At 43.1% G+C, this 17,908-nt stretch carries 18 protein-coding genes; 9 read left to right on the top strand and 9 right to left on the bottom strand.

The window, feature by feature from the left end:
• Window positions 1-36 precede the first annotated feature (36 nt).
• Complete coding sequence (locus tag PseudUWO310_RS06085; protein ID WP_142599856.1) at window positions 37-870, bottom strand: zinc-dependent peptidase; 834 nt, start codon at window positions 868-870, stop codon at window positions 37-39.
• Window positions 871-1,050: 180 nt separating this feature from the next.
• On the opposite strand from PseudUWO310_RS06085, the gene PseudUWO310_RS06080 reads away from it, so the two are divergent.
• The 7 genes from PseudUWO310_RS06080 to PseudUWO310_RS06050 all read left to right on the top strand — a co-directional run bounded on the left by PseudUWO310_RS06080 (window position 1,051) and on the right by PseudUWO310_RS06050 (window position 5,756).
• Window positions 1,051-1,491, top strand: coding sequence for a 2Fe-2S iron-sulfur cluster-binding protein (locus PseudUWO310_RS06080; protein ID WP_142599855.1), 441 nt, complete (start codon window positions 1,051-1,053; stop codon window positions 1,489-1,491).
• Between the two features lie 343 nt (window positions 1,492-1,834).
• Window positions 1,835-2,674 carry a response regulator gene (locus PseudUWO310_RS06075; RefSeq protein ID WP_142599854.1) on the top strand — a complete coding sequence of 280 codons (840 nt, stop codon included), beginning with the start codon at window positions 1,835-1,837 and terminating at the stop codon, window positions 2,672-2,674.
• Window positions 2,675-2,681: 7 nt separating this feature from the next.
• Complete coding sequence (locus PseudUWO310_RS06070) at window positions 2,682-3,188, top strand: 2Fe-2S iron-sulfur cluster-binding protein (RefSeq protein ID WP_142599853.1); 507 nt, start codon at window positions 2,682-2,684, stop codon at window positions 3,186-3,188.
• A gap of 86 nt (window positions 3,189-3,274) precedes the next feature.
• Window positions 3,275-4,006, top strand: coding sequence for a V4R domain-containing protein (locus tag PseudUWO310_RS06065; RefSeq protein ID WP_142599852.1), 732 nt, complete (start codon window positions 3,275-3,277; stop codon window positions 4,004-4,006).
• A gap of 1 nt (window position 4,007) precedes the next feature.
• On the top strand, window positions 4,008-4,454 hold the full coding sequence (locus tag PseudUWO310_RS06060; protein WP_142599851.1) for a hypothetical protein: 447 nt from the start codon (window positions 4,008-4,010) through the stop codon (window positions 4,452-4,454).
• A 154-nt stretch (window positions 4,455-4,608) separates the two neighbouring features.
• Window positions 4,609-5,079 (top strand): phycocyanin, encoded by a 471-nt coding sequence (locus PseudUWO310_RS06055; protein ID WP_142599850.1) that lies wholly within the window; start codon window positions 4,609-4,611, stop codon window positions 5,077-5,079.
• Window positions 5,076-5,756: a hypothetical protein gene (locus PseudUWO310_RS06050; protein ID WP_142599849.1), complete on the top strand. Its 681-nt coding sequence runs from the start codon at window positions 5,076-5,078 to the stop codon at window positions 5,754-5,756. Before PseudUWO310_RS06055 ends, PseudUWO310_RS06050 begins: the two co-directional genes overlap by 4 nt.
• A 163-nt stretch (window positions 5,757-5,919) precedes the next feature.
• Here the strand turns inward: PseudUWO310_RS06050 and bioF are convergent, their stop codons facing one another.
• Complete coding sequence (gene bioF / locus PseudUWO310_RS06045) at window positions 5,920-7,110, bottom strand: 8-amino-7-oxononanoate synthase (RefSeq protein WP_142599848.1); 1,191 nt, start codon at window positions 7,108-7,110, stop codon at window positions 5,920-5,922.
• Between the two features lie 55 nt (window positions 7,111-7,165).
• On the opposite strand from bioF, the gene PseudUWO310_RS06040 reads away from it, so the two are divergent.
• On the top strand, window positions 7,166-8,053 hold the full coding sequence (locus PseudUWO310_RS06040) for a ferritin-like domain-containing protein (protein ID WP_142599847.1): 888 nt from the start codon (window positions 7,166-7,168) through the stop codon (window positions 8,051-8,053).
• 49 nt (window positions 8,054-8,102) lie between these two features.
• On the opposite strand, the gene PseudUWO310_RS06035 is transcribed toward PseudUWO310_RS06040, so the two are convergent.
• The 3 genes from PseudUWO310_RS06035 to PseudUWO310_RS06025 all read right to left on the bottom strand — a co-directional run bounded on the left by PseudUWO310_RS06035 (window position 8,103) and on the right by PseudUWO310_RS06025 (window position 11,296).
• A complete protein-coding gene (locus PseudUWO310_RS06035) occupies window positions 8,103-8,540 on the bottom strand; it encodes a hypothetical protein (RefSeq protein ID WP_142599846.1) in 438 nt (145 codons plus the stop codon).
• 309 nt (window positions 8,541-8,849) lie between these two features.
• Entirely contained in the window at window positions 8,850-10,487 is a 1,638-nt protein-coding gene (locus PseudUWO310_RS06030) for a type III-B CRISPR-associated protein Cas10/Cmr2 (protein ID WP_223805555.1), read from the bottom strand.
• Window positions 10,488-10,906: 419 nt separating this feature from the next.
• Window positions 10,907-11,296 carry a hypothetical protein gene (locus PseudUWO310_RS06025; protein ID WP_142599844.1) on the bottom strand — a complete coding sequence of 130 codons (390 nt, stop codon included), beginning with the start codon at window positions 11,294-11,296 and terminating at the stop codon, window positions 10,907-10,909.
• 303 nt (window positions 11,297-11,599) lie between these two features.
• Here PseudUWO310_RS06025 and PseudUWO310_RS06020 point away from each other — a divergent pair, with 303 nt between their 5' ends.
• The gene (locus PseudUWO310_RS06020) at window positions 11,600-12,916 is read left to right on the top strand and encodes a DUF4335 domain-containing protein (RefSeq protein WP_142599843.1); all 1,317 of its coding nucleotides are present in this window, start codon (window positions 11,600-11,602) and stop codon (window positions 12,914-12,916) included.
• A 99-nt stretch (window positions 12,917-13,015) separates the two neighbouring features.
• On the opposite strand, the gene PseudUWO310_RS06015 is transcribed toward PseudUWO310_RS06020, so the two are convergent.
• The 4 genes from PseudUWO310_RS06015 to PseudUWO310_RS06000 form a co-directional block, all read right to left on the bottom strand.
• Window positions 13,016-13,849, bottom strand: coding sequence for an FHA domain-containing protein (locus PseudUWO310_RS06015; protein ID WP_142599842.1), 834 nt, complete (start codon window positions 13,847-13,849; stop codon window positions 13,016-13,018).
• Window positions 13,850-13,905: 56 nt separating this feature from the next.
• Entirely contained in the window at window positions 13,906-15,180 is a 1,275-nt protein-coding gene (locus PseudUWO310_RS06010; RefSeq protein ID WP_142599841.1) for a vWA domain-containing protein, read from the bottom strand.
• Window positions 15,177-15,563 (bottom strand): response regulator transcription factor, encoded by a 387-nt coding sequence (locus PseudUWO310_RS06005; protein WP_009627671.1) that lies wholly within the window; start codon window positions 15,561-15,563, stop codon window positions 15,177-15,179. Before PseudUWO310_RS06005 ends, PseudUWO310_RS06010 begins: the two co-directional genes overlap by 4 nt.
• Before the next feature lie 438 nt (window positions 15,564-16,001).
• A complete protein-coding gene (locus PseudUWO310_RS06000) occupies window positions 16,002-17,504 on the bottom strand; it encodes an adenylate/guanylate cyclase domain-containing protein (RefSeq protein WP_142599840.1) in 1,503 nt (500 codons plus the stop codon).
• Window positions 17,505-17,908 lie beyond the last annotated feature (404 nt).

Below are 17,908 nucleotides of genomic sequence, written 5' to 3'. Positions count from 1 at the left end.
GAAATTTGATTGAATCGTGCGATTTTAAATTTAATCCTACCATTGCTGAGGATCTAGGTGGTAGTAGCGTTGGAGAAGGTCGTAGAGATCGGGATGCTTTTGATTTAACTGTTTAGGCTTCTCAAAGAATGTCTCCGTTGCCACCGCAAAAAACTCCGCTGGATTGGTCGCACCGTAGCTATCGAGGACTGTCTTTTTCCCATTTTCTACCCGATCGCATAGTTGCAGATATTCGGCGGTCATGATTTTTGACCATGCAGCGTAGTCCAAAGCTCTTGATAAAATTGGCACTCCTTCCGCTTGTCCATCCTCTTGATCGAGTTGATGGGCAAACTCATGCAACACCACATTCCTTCCATCTTGCCAATTCTGAATATCTCTTTTTACCTGTTCCCAAGAGAGAATTAATTGATCCTTTGTCCATGATTCTCCTAATCTAGCAACAAGTCGCTCTTCCACTATATAGCGATCGCTCATGACCAGCTCATTGACGATGTAAGCATCGGGATATACTAGAATCGAACGTAGATTAGGGAAATAGGTTTGGCGATCGCCAAACAACAATAAACAGGCAAACGCGGCGATCGTGACCTTCACTTCTTCGGTAATCTGGAATCCTCTACAACCAATAAATTGCTTTTCCGCTAGAAATACCAGTACATAGCCCTGTAGTTCCTTTTGTTGCCCCGAAGTCAAACTAGGATAAATAGATAGATTCTCCTCAATTATATTTAACCAAGTTCTTGGAAAAGGCTTCATTCTAAGGCGATCGCGTTGCCACTTGATCAAAAATGGATAAATTAAAATACCAATGGCGATCGCGCCAACCACAATTGAGAAGATAATCGCTAAATCCTTTGGAGAAAACACAAAAAATCAACTGGTTTAAATAAAAGAAATAGAAGAACTAAAAAAGATTTTCAAAAGAGATTTTCAAAAGAAGCGAAATCCATGCAAGAAAATACGCACTAAAAAGGTTAAGATGACCACCATAATTTCTTTATTTTAGCTTTTTTCCGCATCGGATGATTTCGCCATAATTTAAGCTCTATGCCTTGTATTAAACTCGAACCCCTAGGAATTACGATCAACGTCTCAGCCAAAGATAAATTATGGCGATCGCTTAAACATGCCAAGGTAGAATTAGCCGCAACTTGTCAGGGACAAGGAATCTGTGGCACTTGTGCTCTGAGGGTGTTTGATGGAGGGAGTCGCCTCAGTCCGATGGAAAATCTAGAGCAAGCAACCCTGAAGAATGTTCGTCGAGATATAGCTCTCTATCGTTTGACCTGTCAAACTTCGGTTTTAGAAGATGGAGTCGTTTTTTATTTAGATAATAAAGCGGATAAAAAATTAGCCCAAATTTTTGCACGATTAAAAAACCGCTTGGCTCCACGCGATATCTACCATCCCATCACGAGTGAGTTGCTAGTGCAAGAAGGTAACCTGATTACCCAAGATATTTTAGAACGGTTACTCAGCGACTCCTGAAGGAAGTGGTTTGGCTGGTTGTGTTAAAAATTACATATTTTTTTTAACTTTTAGATGTTGCTCAGTTAAGAGGTTATAGACTGATAACAAATTTATTTTTATTCTTAACCTCTACCTGTAGCATCTTTCATGACTCATAAATTAATCATAATTTATTCTGATTGTCTCGGAATAGAACATTTTGGTTAATTACAGAATTGAAAACCTTTATGTTTCGGATGGGGGATTTTGTGACCAAGCTATTCTAATTTTTTTAATTTTTTTCCATTAGCCGAAATCTGAAATCAAAATTATATAAAAATTTAATAAAAATATCTAAAGCTATAAAATGCAGACATTAATAATGAATAACTCAGATTCTTTTTTTGAAGAATTTGTGGGCGAGCAGTATCTGCAAAAGCCGCTTATCCACATTGCTATAGCTGAGTCAAAGCCAACTATATCTCAGGCTGTTCTTCAAGAAATCAAAAAAGATAATCGTTTGGTTTCCGATCTCTGTTCCAATTATCAACAGTTAGTTCAGACTGTTAGCCAACAGTCCTCCGATCTGATTTTATTGGGTAAATTGGAAGATTTAAATTGGTTAGAAGTTTGCCGCCGTTGCCTCAAACAGTGGCATAACTTGCCGATTATTTTGTTGGTAGATCAGCGAGAAGTCAGCGATTTTTTTCGGGATTGGGCGATCGAACGCGGTGTGCATGATGTTGTGAGCATCCATCCTCAAAATGTGCATCTACTCCAGCAGGCCTTAATTCGCCATACCCTCAGAGGTACGCTCCAAAATGCTATTAAGCATAGGCGGGAAATCAAGGGAGCCAGTGCCGAAAAAATCGACACCTTGACTTGGGAAGCTACCCTAGTCGCTCTAAACCGCTTAACTAAGTACAGTTCTTGCTATTTAGGTCCTTTAGCGATCGGCAACTATTGGCATAAAAGCCATCAGAGTCTAGTCGCTTTACATCCATCGTTGGAATATTGGAAAGTTGATTACCAAGGACAGATCAGTTGCCCTTTTATTTCTGAGCAGATTGAACCCTTAACTGCTTCTCAATTGCAAGATGTCCAAACATGGGTAAGGGCTTTCTTGAAGGAATGCGAACGAGTCATCGTGGACTTTTCGCAGATACTGCAAGCGAAGAATCTATCTGCCGATGTCTCAAAGCTCATTTCTCCAGTGCCATAAGACTTAAGTGAAACAGATCAAACTACAACCATTAAACCAAGACGTGGAGGTTGCAACCGAGAGTACTTTACTCAGTGTTTTACTGAAACAGGAAATGAACGTACTTCAAGCCTGCGGTGGTCAAGGAAGATGTGCAACCTGTCATGTGTACGTGAGGGATGGTGGTGATGCACTCAGCCCCAAAAGCGAACAGGAAATCCTGACCCTCAGTTTTATCACTTCATCGAAAGCTAACTCTCGTCTCGCCTGTCAAGCAAGAGTTTGGCAAGATGGCATCGTTATTGAGGTTCCTCAAGGGATGTACATTGGTTCGATTGGAGAATTAAAAAACTTAATCGGTAAAAGAGCGCAACAAAATCTAATTCACCCTTTAACTGGTGAAGTATTAGTTGAAGAAGGCAAGCTGATTTTGCGATCGGCGTTAGAGAAGATGGCAGAAATTGATTCATCGTTTAGCACTGATTTAAGTCAAATTTTATTACCTCCTGAAAAATCTACCGTTGCTAGCAAATAGAGCTATTCCCCATTTATTTGTATTCACTGAATTTCTTGCAAGTCATAGTATAGAAAGTTTATACCTAGTTAATCCGAGAATTGTAAATGACCAAATCAACTTTTCGTAATAATAGAGAATCTCTTTTTTCGTTAAACTCTCTATCTCAAGTTTGCCATTATAGTCGTTATACTTTTTTTAAATTTGATCAGTCCAAGGGACAAATTAGAGACTGGAATCAGCATCAATATGTATTGGCTAGCGATGATTTTATCGTTTCGCTCCTGAAGGGGCTAGAACATGAGGTGGGCGATGCATCAGGATGGCTGATGTATCTGATTGGTAAAGATTGGGGGACTAACGATGCCAAGGACTTTAAGGTTTGGTTTGAGCGCGATTACCATTTCAGTGTGAGTAAATCTAACCTGAGTTTTGCTTTAGAGACTTGGTGGTGGCCATTAACGGCTCAGGGCTGGGGGAAGTGGAATGTCGATCTCAGTTCAATTCGGGAAGGTTTTATCTTTATCGATTTATTTGATTCGGCAGTGGCAAAATCGATGGGAAATATTGGGAAGCCTGTGTGTTTTCTCTACGCAGGGCTATTGGCAGGTTTCTTTTCGGTCATGCTCAATCGTGGCTTAAGTAGTACTGAAATTCAATGCTATTCCATGGGAAATAATTTCTGCCGATTTTTGATTGGTTCTGAGACGAGGATTAAGGCTGCTGAATTTTGGTTGAGTTCTGGCGCGACTGCTCAAGAGATTGAGCAAAGGCTTTTGGATCGGGATTCTTCAAGCATTACTGGGATCAATCCATCTATGGATGCAGGAGGTATATAGGATGAAAAAACGCAATCGTTTTCATCAACGGAATAGCTGGCTCGATCGCTTGAAAAAACTATGGCGATCCTTGGTGAAATTGCTGCAAAAGATCTTCAGAACTGATGCAGACAAGACTAATTCGCGCCAATCGACTGAAATCTCAACTGGTCGAGCCACTGGGCGAGTAACTAGCCAATCGCCCAGCCAATTAAATAGCCAATTAAATAGCCAATTAACTAGTCCTACAGATTTCCATGAACCTATAGATAGGGTTTCCTTGGGAGTACTGCCGCGACCAACTCCTTTTCTCTTAGGCTTAGAAGATATTCAGGATTTGGAAATCTTAAGTACCAAAGATTTAATCGCCCAAATTGAGTGGAATGCTGAGAGTCAGCAAGTTCTAACCGTTAAGGAAGAAGATCTTACTCTGTTGGAGGATTTACTCGTTAACTTTCCTGAATCGTAATTTGTGGTTGTCCCGTGGCTTTGCGACCTCCATGCCTAGTTCTAGAGCGATACCCTGCGGCGCACGCGCAGCGTGCGCCGCAGGTTTCAGGGTTTTATATTTAATTAAGCCCACTTACTTATAATCAAACTTTTATAATCAAACTTTTATAACTATGATTACTCTCTTAGAAAATGTTTTAGATCGAGCCGATGGTTCCTACATCAATCCTGAAGATTTGCGAACTTTAGATCGGGCGATCGCTTCTTGGCAACAGCGTCGTCAAACCTATGATTTGATTCAAGCGAAAGAAAATGCGATCGTCGCACAGGTGCTACAACAGATTCAAGCTACGGCTCCCGATATAGCAGCTAAGGTGACGGTGGATGGCGGTAGCAAATGCCAGCGCGATATGGCTTTGGTGTTGCGTTACTGTGCTACAGCAATGCTATTGCAAGATGAGGAATTGCTCAAGGATCGTCTGTTGTATTGGATGCAGAACATTATGTTGGCGCTGAAGAACCAAAGGGTTAATGATTTTGTCTATCGAGCTTTGCAAAAAGCCGTAATGGAAAATTTGCCGAAAGAAAATGCTGCTTTGTTGTTGCCCTACATTGTGATCGCCCACCAATGGTTAACCCGATGATACTCAATTCAATTCCTGGAAATTATTTTTCCCCTCGATTTTATGTTAAGTCCGATCCTGCAACGGGTTTACTCTCAACAAGGCAAGGCGATCGCCTTGTCGCTGTGCCCGATTTTTTATTGCGGAGCATCCATACCGCTTTAGCATCGGAAGCTGGGCAAGCGGGTACTTTGGCGCTTTATACCTTTGGTTTTGGCTGGGGTGGTTCCTTTTACGATCATATCCGTGGTGAGATCGAGTCCTACCAAGGCAAAACGATCATGGCAACAAATGCAGTGGAGTTTTTGGCAACCATGCGCCAGCTTTGGACAGTGCATGGCATGGGCAATCTCACCCTCGACTTTGGCTATCGCCATCACGGTCTGATCGTCGTGACTACGGAAAATTCAGTGTTAACAACAGGAAGCGAAATTGGCTTGCAGTCAGGTCGATTGCCTTGGCATCAGTTACAGGCGGGCTTCATTGCCGCATGGTTTTCCCGTTGGGCTGGTAAGGATATTCGGGCTTGTGCTACGGATTGGTCATCTCAGACTGAAGTGGATGCACTATTGGATTCTCCGCAAGAGAGCTATACACGCTTTATTTTGGGTGTCACTAGCAAGATCCAACCGATTGAGCCTTGGGTAAAGCAGGGTTTGCGGACTGCGGAAATCCTAGAAAAATTAACGGCAACGTAAGCTTTGTTTAGGGCAGCTATAATACCAAATCACAAAATGGCTACGCCATTTTGTGATTTTAAAACCCTTACTGGGTTTGGTTTTTAATTCCCAAAAGTGTAGCCACACTTTTGGGAATTGGTATAAAACCCAAAAGATGAGTGACGGCACTTCGTGCCGTCACTCATCTTTTGGATTTAACCTCTTGTTCGGCAAGCCCTAAATATTGCAGTAATGTTTGAATTTGGCTGGGGGTATGGGTTGCCATTAAAGTAACCCGAATTCTTGCCGTAGGAACTGTCGGTGGACGGATGGCAGGGGCAAAGATGCCCCGATCGCGTAAATACTGAGACTGTGCCATTGTCGTGGCAATATCGCCAACCTCGATCGCCACAATCGGCGAATCAAAGGCGATCGCTGGAATCCCCAATGCCTGTAAACCTTGTTTGACCATCGCCACATTTTGCCAAAGTTGCTGCCGCAGTGCGCTTTCCGATTTAACGATCTCAATTGCCGCGATCGCTGCGCCTGTATCCGCAGGCGATAAACCAGTTGTATAGATCCAAGTTGCAGCCCGATTCCGCAGGTAATCAATTAACTTGGCGGAGCCTGCCACATAGCCGCCCAAGCTACCCAAAGCTTTGCTCAAAGTACCTACTTGGATTAAGTTCGCGCCTAGCCCCAAGGCATTGGTCACGCCGCCACCGTGATCGCCAAAAACTCCTGTGCCATGAGCCTCATCAACTAGCACCATGCAGTCATAGGTAGCAGCTAAATTCATAATTTCTCTTAAGGGAGCCAGATCGCCATCCATACTAAACACGCTGTCCGTAGTAATTAAACAACGGCGATATTTAGAACGGTGCTCCTGTAATTTAGCTGAGAGATCTGCCAGACTGCCATGGTGATAATCGATCGCCATAGCACCACTCATCACAGCGCCTTTTTTCAAACAAGAGTGATTGTAGGCATCGCCTAAAATTAAGTCCCGCTGCCCGACTATGGCTGATATCGTTCCCAAATTTGCCAAATAGCCAGAACTAAAAACCAAGGCTGCTTCGGTATTTTTTAGATCGGCGATCGCTAATTCCAGTTCTTCGTGAAGGGCTAGATGTCCCGTGACCAAACGCGATCCCGTAGTGCCAGTGCCATACTTTTCGGTTGCCGCGATCGCCGCTTCAATTAAACGGCGATCGCCTGCCAATCCCAAATAATTATTACTGGCAAACATGAGCATTTCGCGTCCATTCACCTTGGCGATCGTCCCTGCTTTACTAGTGATTGTTTGGGTAGATCGATGCCAATTAGCTTTATGGATTGAATCCAAAGAGCGATCGAGCCAGTCGTAGGGAGTAGATGTCAATTTCGTCTTCACACTTCTTTACAAATTAAGATTAAAATTAGATTGGTATATATAAACTAGGTTTAAAATGACTGTTGCCTATCCCCATAAACTTCGCGGACAGTTAAGCGCTCAAGATATCCTCGATCGAGTGGTACGTCAACGTGACATCCACATGGTAACCCTCAATCGCTATCGTTTCAACGAGCAACGAAGCTGTAAGGATCTTACCGATTTAATCGAAAAACTTGATGGGAAACCCCGCGATCTAATTAAAGATTTATCTCATCATATTGCCGATGAAGCTCGTCATGCACTCTGGCTGACCGATCTGCTCTACGAACTCGGTGAAGATATCGGTACTCCTCCTGGATCTTCCTATATAGACGAGTTTGAGCGTTTGATTGGTTACGAAACTATCGGTAGCCCAGAAGATGGCATCATCGAGTCTCTAGCCGCCATTAATGTCACCGAAAAGCGTGGTTGTGAATACTTCGCTGCTCACATTCGGGCGCTTCAGAAGTCAGAGCAAACGCCTGAAAACATCAAAATTCGTGAAACCATCGAAAAAATTATGCCTGAAGAGGTTGCCCATGTGCGCTGGGGCAATCGGAAACTCGCAGAAATTGGTAAGAAGAGTGAAGCGCTTCATGCCAAGGTGGATCTCGCAAAACGCAAATATGCTGCGATCGAGCAAGCTGCCTACGAATCAGGGATGGATGTGCTTGCAGGCGCGGAGGTGCGTCGCGTTGAGAACTTAATGAAGATTGTCGATACTCTTCCCATCTGGCAACGTCCTCAATATTTGGTCGATCGGCTTCCCCAGACTTTGTTCTCTCCTGAGTTACAAAAGACCAGAATCGATCTTGCCAGAAAAGCATGGGAGAAGGATCCATCTTCTTTCGTTGAGAAATTTATTCCGATGTTCTTTGCTGGTAATCTCAAAGATACGGCCGCCAAGGCAGGGGAATATTAATCCAAAAGCCTGTAGAGTATGCTATGCGTACTCTACAGGCTTTGCCTCTTTAGCAGGAAGTAACTCCATTCGGATTTCGCAAGCGTAACCGAATTTCTGTCCATACCCTAGCTGCCCCCTGTTCTTCTTGGCGAATTCTTTGATCGCTAAAGGCAGGATAGCGAACGTAAAATACGACATCTGCTACTCGATCCAGATTGCCATCAAAAAAAGCAGAATAGCCATCAAAACAATATCCACCACTAAATGAACGAGAATTGGCTCTCACTACCCGTTGAATTGCTTGCCATTCTCGAATAAATAAACTATCTCCAGTATCAATTTTTGACCCGCGCATCTCTGGGCGGATCTGCCACCACAATTCGTCGGTTAATGCATCAACTCCATCGTTATAAGTAGAAGGGCTTGCATAAGCTGATAGAGTTGGCATAGAAGTAGTGACACCCAAACATAGGATTCCTGATAGGACAATAGCAGCTAGTTTCATACTTGTAATCTGAGCTATAGGTTTTTACTAAGTAGTTCGGCATAATTAAAAACCAGAACCAGAGAGCATACCGCCCGCTGCGCGGGCGGTATGCTCTTCTAGGTTTTAAGTTATGCCTAGCTACTTACAACACTCCGAGCCTTCTATATTCCACAGAGAGATCGAAGTTTGGTAAATCAGACCGCAATGCAAAAAAATAGTTCCAAATTAAGTAGCTAGGCATAATTAAAAACCAAAACCAGAGAGCGTACCGCCCGCTATGCGGGCGGTACGCTCTTCTAGGTTTTAAGTTTACTTATGCCTAGCTACTTAAATATTCGAGCATAGATGCCAACCTACTTGAATTATCCCTTCAATCCATGCAATTAATGCTTGGGAATCCTCTGCGCCAACGATCGCACTCCGTTCTTGAGAGAGAATTTCTTGCTTATCACTACCAAAATATAAACCAAATAGGTTTAACGCGATCGCTTCATCGGTTTGTGTGGATGGTACTGGCAAACTCCAATCTTGGGCTTTAAGTTGGAGCAAATTAGTATAGCTATGGCTCCAATTCGCATCTTTACCCCTATGACCATCGCGATCGCGATAATCTGCCAACCACTGCAAATATTGCCAAGGGGTAGTCCATTGAACGTATTGACCATTGTCAAAAAGAATCCGAATCGTCACGCGATCGCGCTGTCCTGCGGCAAAGTGGTTGGCAAATTTTTCCGCTTCTCGACAATGGCGCAAAATATCCCTTGGAGATACCAGATGCCCTGCCCAGACAAACCCGACACTCAGAATAATCCCAAGGTTTTCTTGTTGCCAACTATTGTGTAAATCAATCAACCACTCGATTGCGCCCTGACTCTTTAATTGCGCGATCTCCTGTTCTCTATGCATCACGCCAAGGAAGTCATACCCACCAACATATGCCATCAACCCTCGATCCACTTCCGTGGAAAAATTCTGACCCCAAGCTCTTAAGGAATGACTAAACTGAGTGATGTTAGCCCTATCCTTCAGCTTGGTAAGACGCGCATTAACCCTATCTCCATCACCCATAAACCAAGCGTTCCAGTAGGTTCCCCCCCGATTCTCGTCACGCAGCAACATTTCGCGAAATCTTGGCGAATAGAAATCTCGATGGATTTTTTTTGCGATCGCTTCATAGGTAACTAATCTTTTAATTAATTCGAGGATATTTAGTCCCTCACTTTTATTGAGGGGAATGAAATCATTTCCCTTGCTCGCAGGATCGAGAATTTTGGCAATACATTGATAGATTCTTTTGATTTCTGCGGTACTTAACCTTAATTTATCCTCGTTCGTATAGGCGATCGTACCTTTACGCAACTGATTATGTAATCGATTATGCGATCGATCTGGCAATTGACTCGAATCCTTAGTGCTTTCCTTTGATGCGCCCCAGTCGCGGCGCAACTTACGTGCTTCCAAATCTTGTAAAGCGGTCTCAATCGTCTCACCATCTCCCCAAAAAATTTGCCAAGGTTGCATCTTCCATTTTGTCCAAGCCACTGCCCATTCAGTGGAGTTTGTCAGTTCGGGAAGCTCGTAGTTTAGATTCTCTTGCAACCATTTATAACAGGTATTCACAATATCTTCCCAGCCTTCCATCAAGGCTTTAAGAGCTTCGCTACAAGAGAAATTGCCCATAACTAAAATGTGACTGGGGATTCCTTGGACGATATCGTCATTAGCGATCGCAGGCAATATCACTGCAACACCTTTGTTCTGAGCTGCTCTAACGATCTTCCAGCTTAAATAGGAAAGGATTTGGGATGCCCCATAAAGCTCGCGCAATCTGCGAGACTTTTCGATAAAATTCGGTATGGGGGCAAAACTGAGTGCCGTATACTTAGGGATCTTTTGGGAAAACTGTTCGAGACTGATAGGTTCCTGCATTGGTATATTTTCGGTTTCTAACGTATCTTTTGACACAATTGTTCTGCCTCTCTTACACATTAAGAACAGTAATTTATCAGTTGTTTATCATAAATGGCTATTTTATAAAAATATTTTTGTAGATGATTTATATAGCCTGAATTGGCGGGAATTAAATACTTATAAAGATATTTAGGATTTTTGTAAAATATCGTTATTTACTTGACAGAAACCTTAATCCCTCCGCAGCCAAGAAATAGCGAGGCGAAGCCCCCTCATCATCCCGCTATTTCTTGACTGGGGAGGGAGTATACCGTAAGTTCTGGGCTTTATATTCCTACTGCGATCATTAATCTTGCGATCGCCTAATGTTGCTATTCTTTGCAATAGCAATCCTGAAATCATTGGTAGATTCTGGTATTTGTGGAAGCGTGCTACGAAGGTATGAGCTTCCACAAATACCAGAATCGATATACCTACTTTTTAACGCAAGAAATCACGATTTCAAATAGTTTAGGAGGAGTTTGTTTCTCCATATTTAACGTCTGTGAAGCTTTAACAAATTCACCTTCCGTATAAAATTCTTGAGCTTTATCAAGAACGCAAGTACAAGCAGCTTTTTTCTCACTCTCCGTCTTCATGTTTGTAATCGCTGAAACGCATCCATCTGTATAGTCTTTGATGAAAGCTTTTGAATAATTATTCACTTGAGGCTTATCTGTACTTTTGACAGTTGGAGCTATCGAGGATGATGTAGATGTTGGAGTAGCAGAGTATTGGGGATTCGATATGGGAGAAGTACATCCTCCAATCGTTAGTAAACTCAAACCAAAAGAAGCTAAGTAAGGGCGTAATCGTGTTTGCATATAAGAACCTATGACTTCGACAAGGTAAGTATAAAACATAGGCATTCATCCATCTTGGGCAGTAGGTGAAATAGGAAAATGGTGGAAGCGTATACCTTCAGAATGTGCTTCTACGAATTATTTAAGATTGGTATATAATCAGAAGTAATCAGAATTAAAATAGTCAAATCGAAATAAATTAAGTAGCTCTGTTAAGTAGCTCTGTTAGGGCTCAGCCGAGTTAAGCTATTTCCTAAGGCTTTCCCCAGTATTTCGCCTCATGCCTATATACCACTTTGGCATGAGTCTCAAAACATAAACCCTATGTATTCATCGGAAGCAAACAATCTGAATCGTCGCTACGAATTACCGACCTGCCTGTTAGAGATTTGGACAGAGCGCTCCCCCCTGTCGGAATGGCGATCGCAAATTGTTGCCCAAAATCTCCGCTTTCGTTTACAACTCGCTCAAAGTAGAAAAGCCCTTGAGGGCAACCAACAGCAAATTGTTAATTTAATTGAGGCTGTTACTGCCTACTGCGATCGCTGGTTAGCCCAAGATGATTTCACGACGCTCGAACATGCGATCGTCGTTCCTAAACTGTCAAAGCTAAAACTTTCGACTCTCCAATTATTTGACCTCTACGAAAGCCTAGAACTCTGTGCGAATGAGTTTGTGATTTTACCGAATTTGGTGCTAGAAGTCCGCCGATTCCATCCCAACTGGCTCAAAATCGTGGCAGGCGCGATCGCTATTGTTGGCGTTAGTATTGGGACAATTCGTTTGATTTCTTCACCTTTTGGCGAGCAGCGTGGCTATCAGATTGCGGCTACCTCTCAACCCGAACGGGTCGCAACCACAACTATCCCTGAGGATAAATCTAGTAATGTGGCGAAGAGTCCATCGTCTCCCATACCTTCCCATTCCAGTAGTCCCTCTCAACCTTCCGTTTCTGGAGCAGTGCCGAAGGTAGAGGTTCCTTCGGCAACTCTCAAAGATACCAATCGCAAAGATACCAATCGTAAAGATACTAATCGCGACTCGAAAAGTTTAGAAAGCATGGATAAAGTTGCGATCGCTCCAGAACCAAATATTTCTGGGGCTGTTGGTTCTGATGCTACTAGCAATCGCCAACGTATCGATAATCGCCCCTCCGCTTTGGGGAGTAGCGCTAAAATAGCCCCTAGGGAACAACCAAGGCGTTTAGAAGTTCCCAATCAAGCTGGATTGGATTCAGCAGCAGAAATTTCTAAGCCAGCACCGGCCGCCCCTGTGACATTACCGAGTATCTCGGCGGCTTCAAGGGCTGCTAATGAAAACGCGATCGCCACAACTAATCTCAAGGTTTTACAAATTCAATCGGAGCTACCCAGCGATATCACGACCGCCTTTATCCGTTATATCCAATCCCAAAAAGTAGCGGTGGTAGGGACAACGATTACTCTTGAACTAGATGTTTCAGGTGATCGGGTGCAGAAAATATCTATAGATCGCCAAGATGCAGAAGATCGCCAAAATGCAGATCGTCAAGATGCCATCCTAAGAGCACAAAATATAACCTCTGAACTCGAAAAGGTCATTACGGAATGGCGATCGCCGAACGCAGTTACGGGAAAAATTCGTCTAGTCCTGCAAATCTAAACAGGAAAGTCAAAAAAGAAGACAGACTTTGCCTATCTTTTCAATAGATAAGGATGGGCGGCGCTTCGCGCCGCCCATCCTTATCTATTGAGCTTTTGGTTAGGAGCTGAGCTGAAATACAAAACTAACCTTGTCACCTTTACCCAGTGAAATGCGATCGCCTGCCCTAAGTTTATGACGATTGCCCGCAGGTAGCGGTAGATTATTAATATAAGTACCGTTCGAGCTGCCCGTATCTTCAAAATAGAACGATCCGCCATCCGAGCGAATATCTGCATGGATACGAGAGACGATATCTGAGTCGGGGAAGCCAGACACATCAATATCGGGAGGGATTACCGTATTGGGCTTACCAATATGCACAACTGGTAAGTGGGCAGGAATTTCAATGGTGAGATTTGTTTGGACATGGAGTAAAGATGCTGCAAATTGCTGTAACTGTGTTTTAACGCTCGCGGGCGAACTCATGGGGGCTTTTCCTAAAGAAGATGGATTATTTGCCTCTGCTTCAAGTAAGGCTTCAATCTCAGTAAATCGGGGATTAGTAGAAACTGCTGAGGTGTCAGGAATAGAATTTATCACAAAACTTTCCGCAGAATTGCCCTCTGTCGTTTCCTCAGCTAAAGAGCTTGATTGGGAGCTTGATTGGGAGCTTGAAGTATTGTTAAGAGCTGCTGGTACTGCCATACCTTCTGATGATGGCTCGACAGAAGGGGCGATCGCATTTTCTGGACTCACATTCGGGAGCAAATTAGTCGCAGTTGCTGCCATGAGATTAAATCCACAATGCCCACAAAACTTAGCATCTGACAACACAGTTGCATGACAATTAGGACATTCTATGTTTTTGACTATGGGCAGTGGCGTAAAGCAGGCTTCGCAGTTTACGGCTCCGTCGGGATTAGCATGAGAGCAGTTAGGACAGGTAATCATAAGAGCAACTTAAGATGGACAGTTGGAAAGTTCTGAACTAGCGACTTATCAAAAATTTAAGGATTTGGAGGTGTTTGTAGTACAGTTTTTGATGCAATGCGGGTTTTCTTCCGTTCTGACTCGCTTAGGGCAGTACCAGTTTGTAGACGAGTTGCGTTATTTTGCAGAATTGTAGAAGCATTGTAATCGCCCATTTGCAAAGCAGTTTTAGCAGCAGATTGTAACATTGTTGCCGCACCTGCGCGATCGCCCTGTTGCAATTTTTGTTCGGCAAGCTGTGTTTGCCGATATTTAGCCAATGCTAGCAAATGATTCTGCACCTGTGAATCGAGCTGAGGTGTAAAGTCTTGGACGAGTTCCGCCGCGATCGCTATGGGGTCGGATAGGGAATTAATCTGTGCTAGCGATGGGATATCATAACGAACTTGGGCGGTCAAAATTGGAATTGTTGAGTTGACAGGGTTTTCCGCAATATAGCTAGCAGGGCTGATGTATAAATTAAACAGGACGACCCTTTCTACATCGGTCATCAGATCGCCGAGCCTCACGATAATAGCATTACCCTCAGTTTGGTAGGGTAACTCGATCGTATCAGGGGAAACTTGAGCGATCGGCTTCAATTCCGCCAATCTGACATAGGGGGCAAGCTGCAAAACTAAGTGAGCATTGGTCAGCCCGATCGCTTGAACACGTTTTAATAATTTTTGAAATTCTTCACTCGCCGCCGCAGGAGAGGCAATATATGCCATTGCCCCACCCCCAGCATCCGCAATTCTCTCTAACACATCTTGATTCCAACTATCCCCAAATCCGAGGCTATGCAGCGTCATATTGTATTCCGTGGCTAGACGCGAAAACTGCAAACAACGTTCGTTATCACCATGCTCGTTTTCCCCATCGGTCAGCACAAAAAGCTGACTCACCGTACCATCTTTGCCCTTACTGGTTTCCTGCAAACCCAACTTGATGCCATCATCAATGCAAGTACCACCCGAAGCCTTTAGAGATTGAATCTTTTCTTTGATCGACTCAGTTCGATCCACGAGTTGATTTTCGACTACCACATGAGCTTTGTGGTCAAATCCAATCACGCTAATTCGATCCTGTAAATGCATCCGATCGACTAAATCCCTTGCCGCACGTTTGACGGTATCAAGGGGCTGACCGCCCATAGAACCACTGTGATCTAACACAAGACATAGGTTAAGTGGTGCGTTATTACCATCAACAGAAGCATTTGCCGAAACAGAGATCGCTAACTGACGTTGACTGCTACCTTGGTTGCTATCAAGCAGGCGATCGCTTAACTTACAAGTCAAATTTACGCTCATTTAATCTCTATCCTTAGGATTTCACAGGATTTTTCTAGGATTTCATCGGGATCGAAGGGCTTTGTCATATAGACATCTGCACCCACATCTTCGCCCCGACTGCGATCGAATTCTTGCCCCTTGGCGGTTAACATAATAATATATACATCGCTTAAGCTATCATCGCTTTTGACCTTTTGGCAGACCTCATAGCCATTCATCTTGGGCATCATGACATCTAAAAACACGAGATCGGGCTTTTCACTCTGAATCGTCTCGAGCGCCTCTTGACCATTAGTGGCGATTAACAAATCTACGTCATAATCTTCTAGCTCTTCTAAGGTTTGCTCTAATAGCATACGAATGTGCGGCTCATCGTCAACAATTAGTAGTTTTTTACTCATCTTCAAGCCTGCGAGGTATCTCAAGACTAATGTATCACTTACAGGACTGTCTGTGTGCCTAAGTGGTTCGGCATAATTAAAAACCAAAACCAGAGAGCATACCGCCCGCGCAGCGGGCGGTATGCTCTTCTAGGTTTTAAGTTTACTTATAGCAGTAGTCACTTATGTTAGGACAAAAACAAAACCCAGAAGAGTGTTGCGGCGCAAAGCGCCGCAACACTCTTCTACTTATTTAGCTATAGCTATAAAAGCGATCTAGGAAAGTACTCTTTGCCTGCACCCATCAAGATTTTTATTGGTGAGGACAGATTGACATTCTGATTGACATTCTATAGTTGCCGCCAGTCTTATTAGGACAAAATTAATGCCCAAAACAGTGTTGCCGCGCTCCGCGCGGCAACACTGTTTTGGGCGTTAATTTGATGGTAGCTATATTGACTAATCTTGATAGATCACCTCAAAAATTTCTACTAGATTTTTCTTTCCTTTAACAGGCAAAGTACCAAACTCACGAAACTCAAAACTGGATTGGGTAGCATCGTAAACACTGCGCGTTACTAAAATCTGCCCCCCCTTAGCTAAGCCCTGCAATCGCGATGCAATATTCATTTCATCACCGATCGCTGTGTAGTCCATATGCTGAGGCGAACCGATATTACCGACGATGACATCTCCCGAACTAATCCCAATTCCTGTAATAAAATTCTCGCGAATCCATTCAATCGGCAAATTCTTAATCCGCTTTTGCATATTGATTGCCGCCGAGATTGCCCAATATTCGCGATCGGCGATCGCTGAAGGTGCACCAAACATTGCCACGATCATATCGCCTACAAACTTATTCACCGTCCCTTGATGATTGAAAATAACGTCCACCATCTGCGTAAAATACTCATTCAGATAAGTGACTAGTTGTTCTGGTTCCAGTTCCTCACACTTAGTCGTAAAATTCCGAATGTCGGAGAATAGCATTGCTATTTTCCGTTTACTCGTATTTAAGGATATCTCTTCCTTCTCATTAATTACTGCCTCCGCTACCTGTGGGGATAGGTAACGTTCTAAATTATTTTTAATTCGTTGTTCCCGTAGTTTACTCTCATGCAGGAAAGCATTTTCGATCGCGCCCGAAGCTTGGCTTGCGATCGCCGTAAAGAGCTTAAGCTCCTGAGATGTATAGTTTACCGTTTCAGAACTACTAATATTGATGACCCCGATCGTTCTGTTCTTGTTAATAATTGGCGCACATATGAGGGCATAGCATTCATTTTCATTGGTGAGATAACGGGGATCTTTGGACGCATCATTTACTAATTCAGCTTTGCCTGTGGCAAATACATGCCCCGCAATCCCCCGATCAATAGGGATCTGTGCATGATTTAATGATTCCGCAGTACCTTTAGCCGCAATGATTTCTAGGCAATTCGTTTGTGGTTTATAAATCATCACAGATACACTAGTTGAAGGGATGAGACGACTAGATTCTTCAATGACGAGATCGCCTATTTCTCTTATATCTAAACAGGTGGATAGTTTGCTAGTGATCGTGTAGAGAAGGTTAATCTCTCGATACTTATCTAAAGCATCCGCCACTAGGGTTTTCTGCTCAAATTCACGCTTGACAAAATAGCTCGCAAAATCAGCAACCAGTTCGACCTGTTCTTTCCCGATCGCCCAGCCCAATATTTCATCCCCCAATAAAATGGGGATTTTTTTAACTTCCTTTTCTAATTCTAGGCTTTCGTATCTTTCCTCTATGTTGTTTTGAGCCTTGTTATGAGAATTGTTATGCGCAATCTCCCCATGCATACCTAAATCTGTGATCAGCAACTGTCCTTCCCGATCTTGAATGGCGATCGCAGAAGTGAGATTAGCTGTCATTCCCCTTAATAAGGATAATATTTCTGGTTTCAGCAATACCTTTTTAAGATTGATAGATGACATGGGTTAAAAGCTATAGGTTTGTTTGGCTTGGGAGTTTTTTGCCGCCCATGTTAAATATCATAACGATTAATAAAGTAGAAACAAACGCTATAATGCTGAGCGACTAGAAATGCAATCGTACTAAGCTGTTTGCTCTACTCAAATTTGTTAAATAAGTCGTTAAATAAATTGGTAAATAAAAAAGATATAATTTGTATTTTTAAGTGATTTCCAAGAGGTTTACGCTTGATTTACACAAAATACATGGAAATTATTCTGGATTAAAATCTTTTTTTCTTTAGCAACGTAAGAGATAGCTAGGACAAATCAAAACCGCAAATATGAGTGGCGGCGCGAAGCGCCGCCACTCATATTTGCGGTTTGCTGACTTAAATCATCGATAACAGTCGCCAAATGTATTTATA

The sequence above is a fragment of the Pseudanabaena sp. UWO310 genome (assembly GCF_006861605.1).
Lineage (GTDB): Bacteria > Cyanobacteriota > Cyanobacteriia > Pseudanabaenales > Pseudanabaenaceae > Pseudanabaena.
The sequence above is the reverse complement of the archived record's forward strand: the minus strand, read 5'-3'. Positions and strand labels throughout refer to the sequence as shown.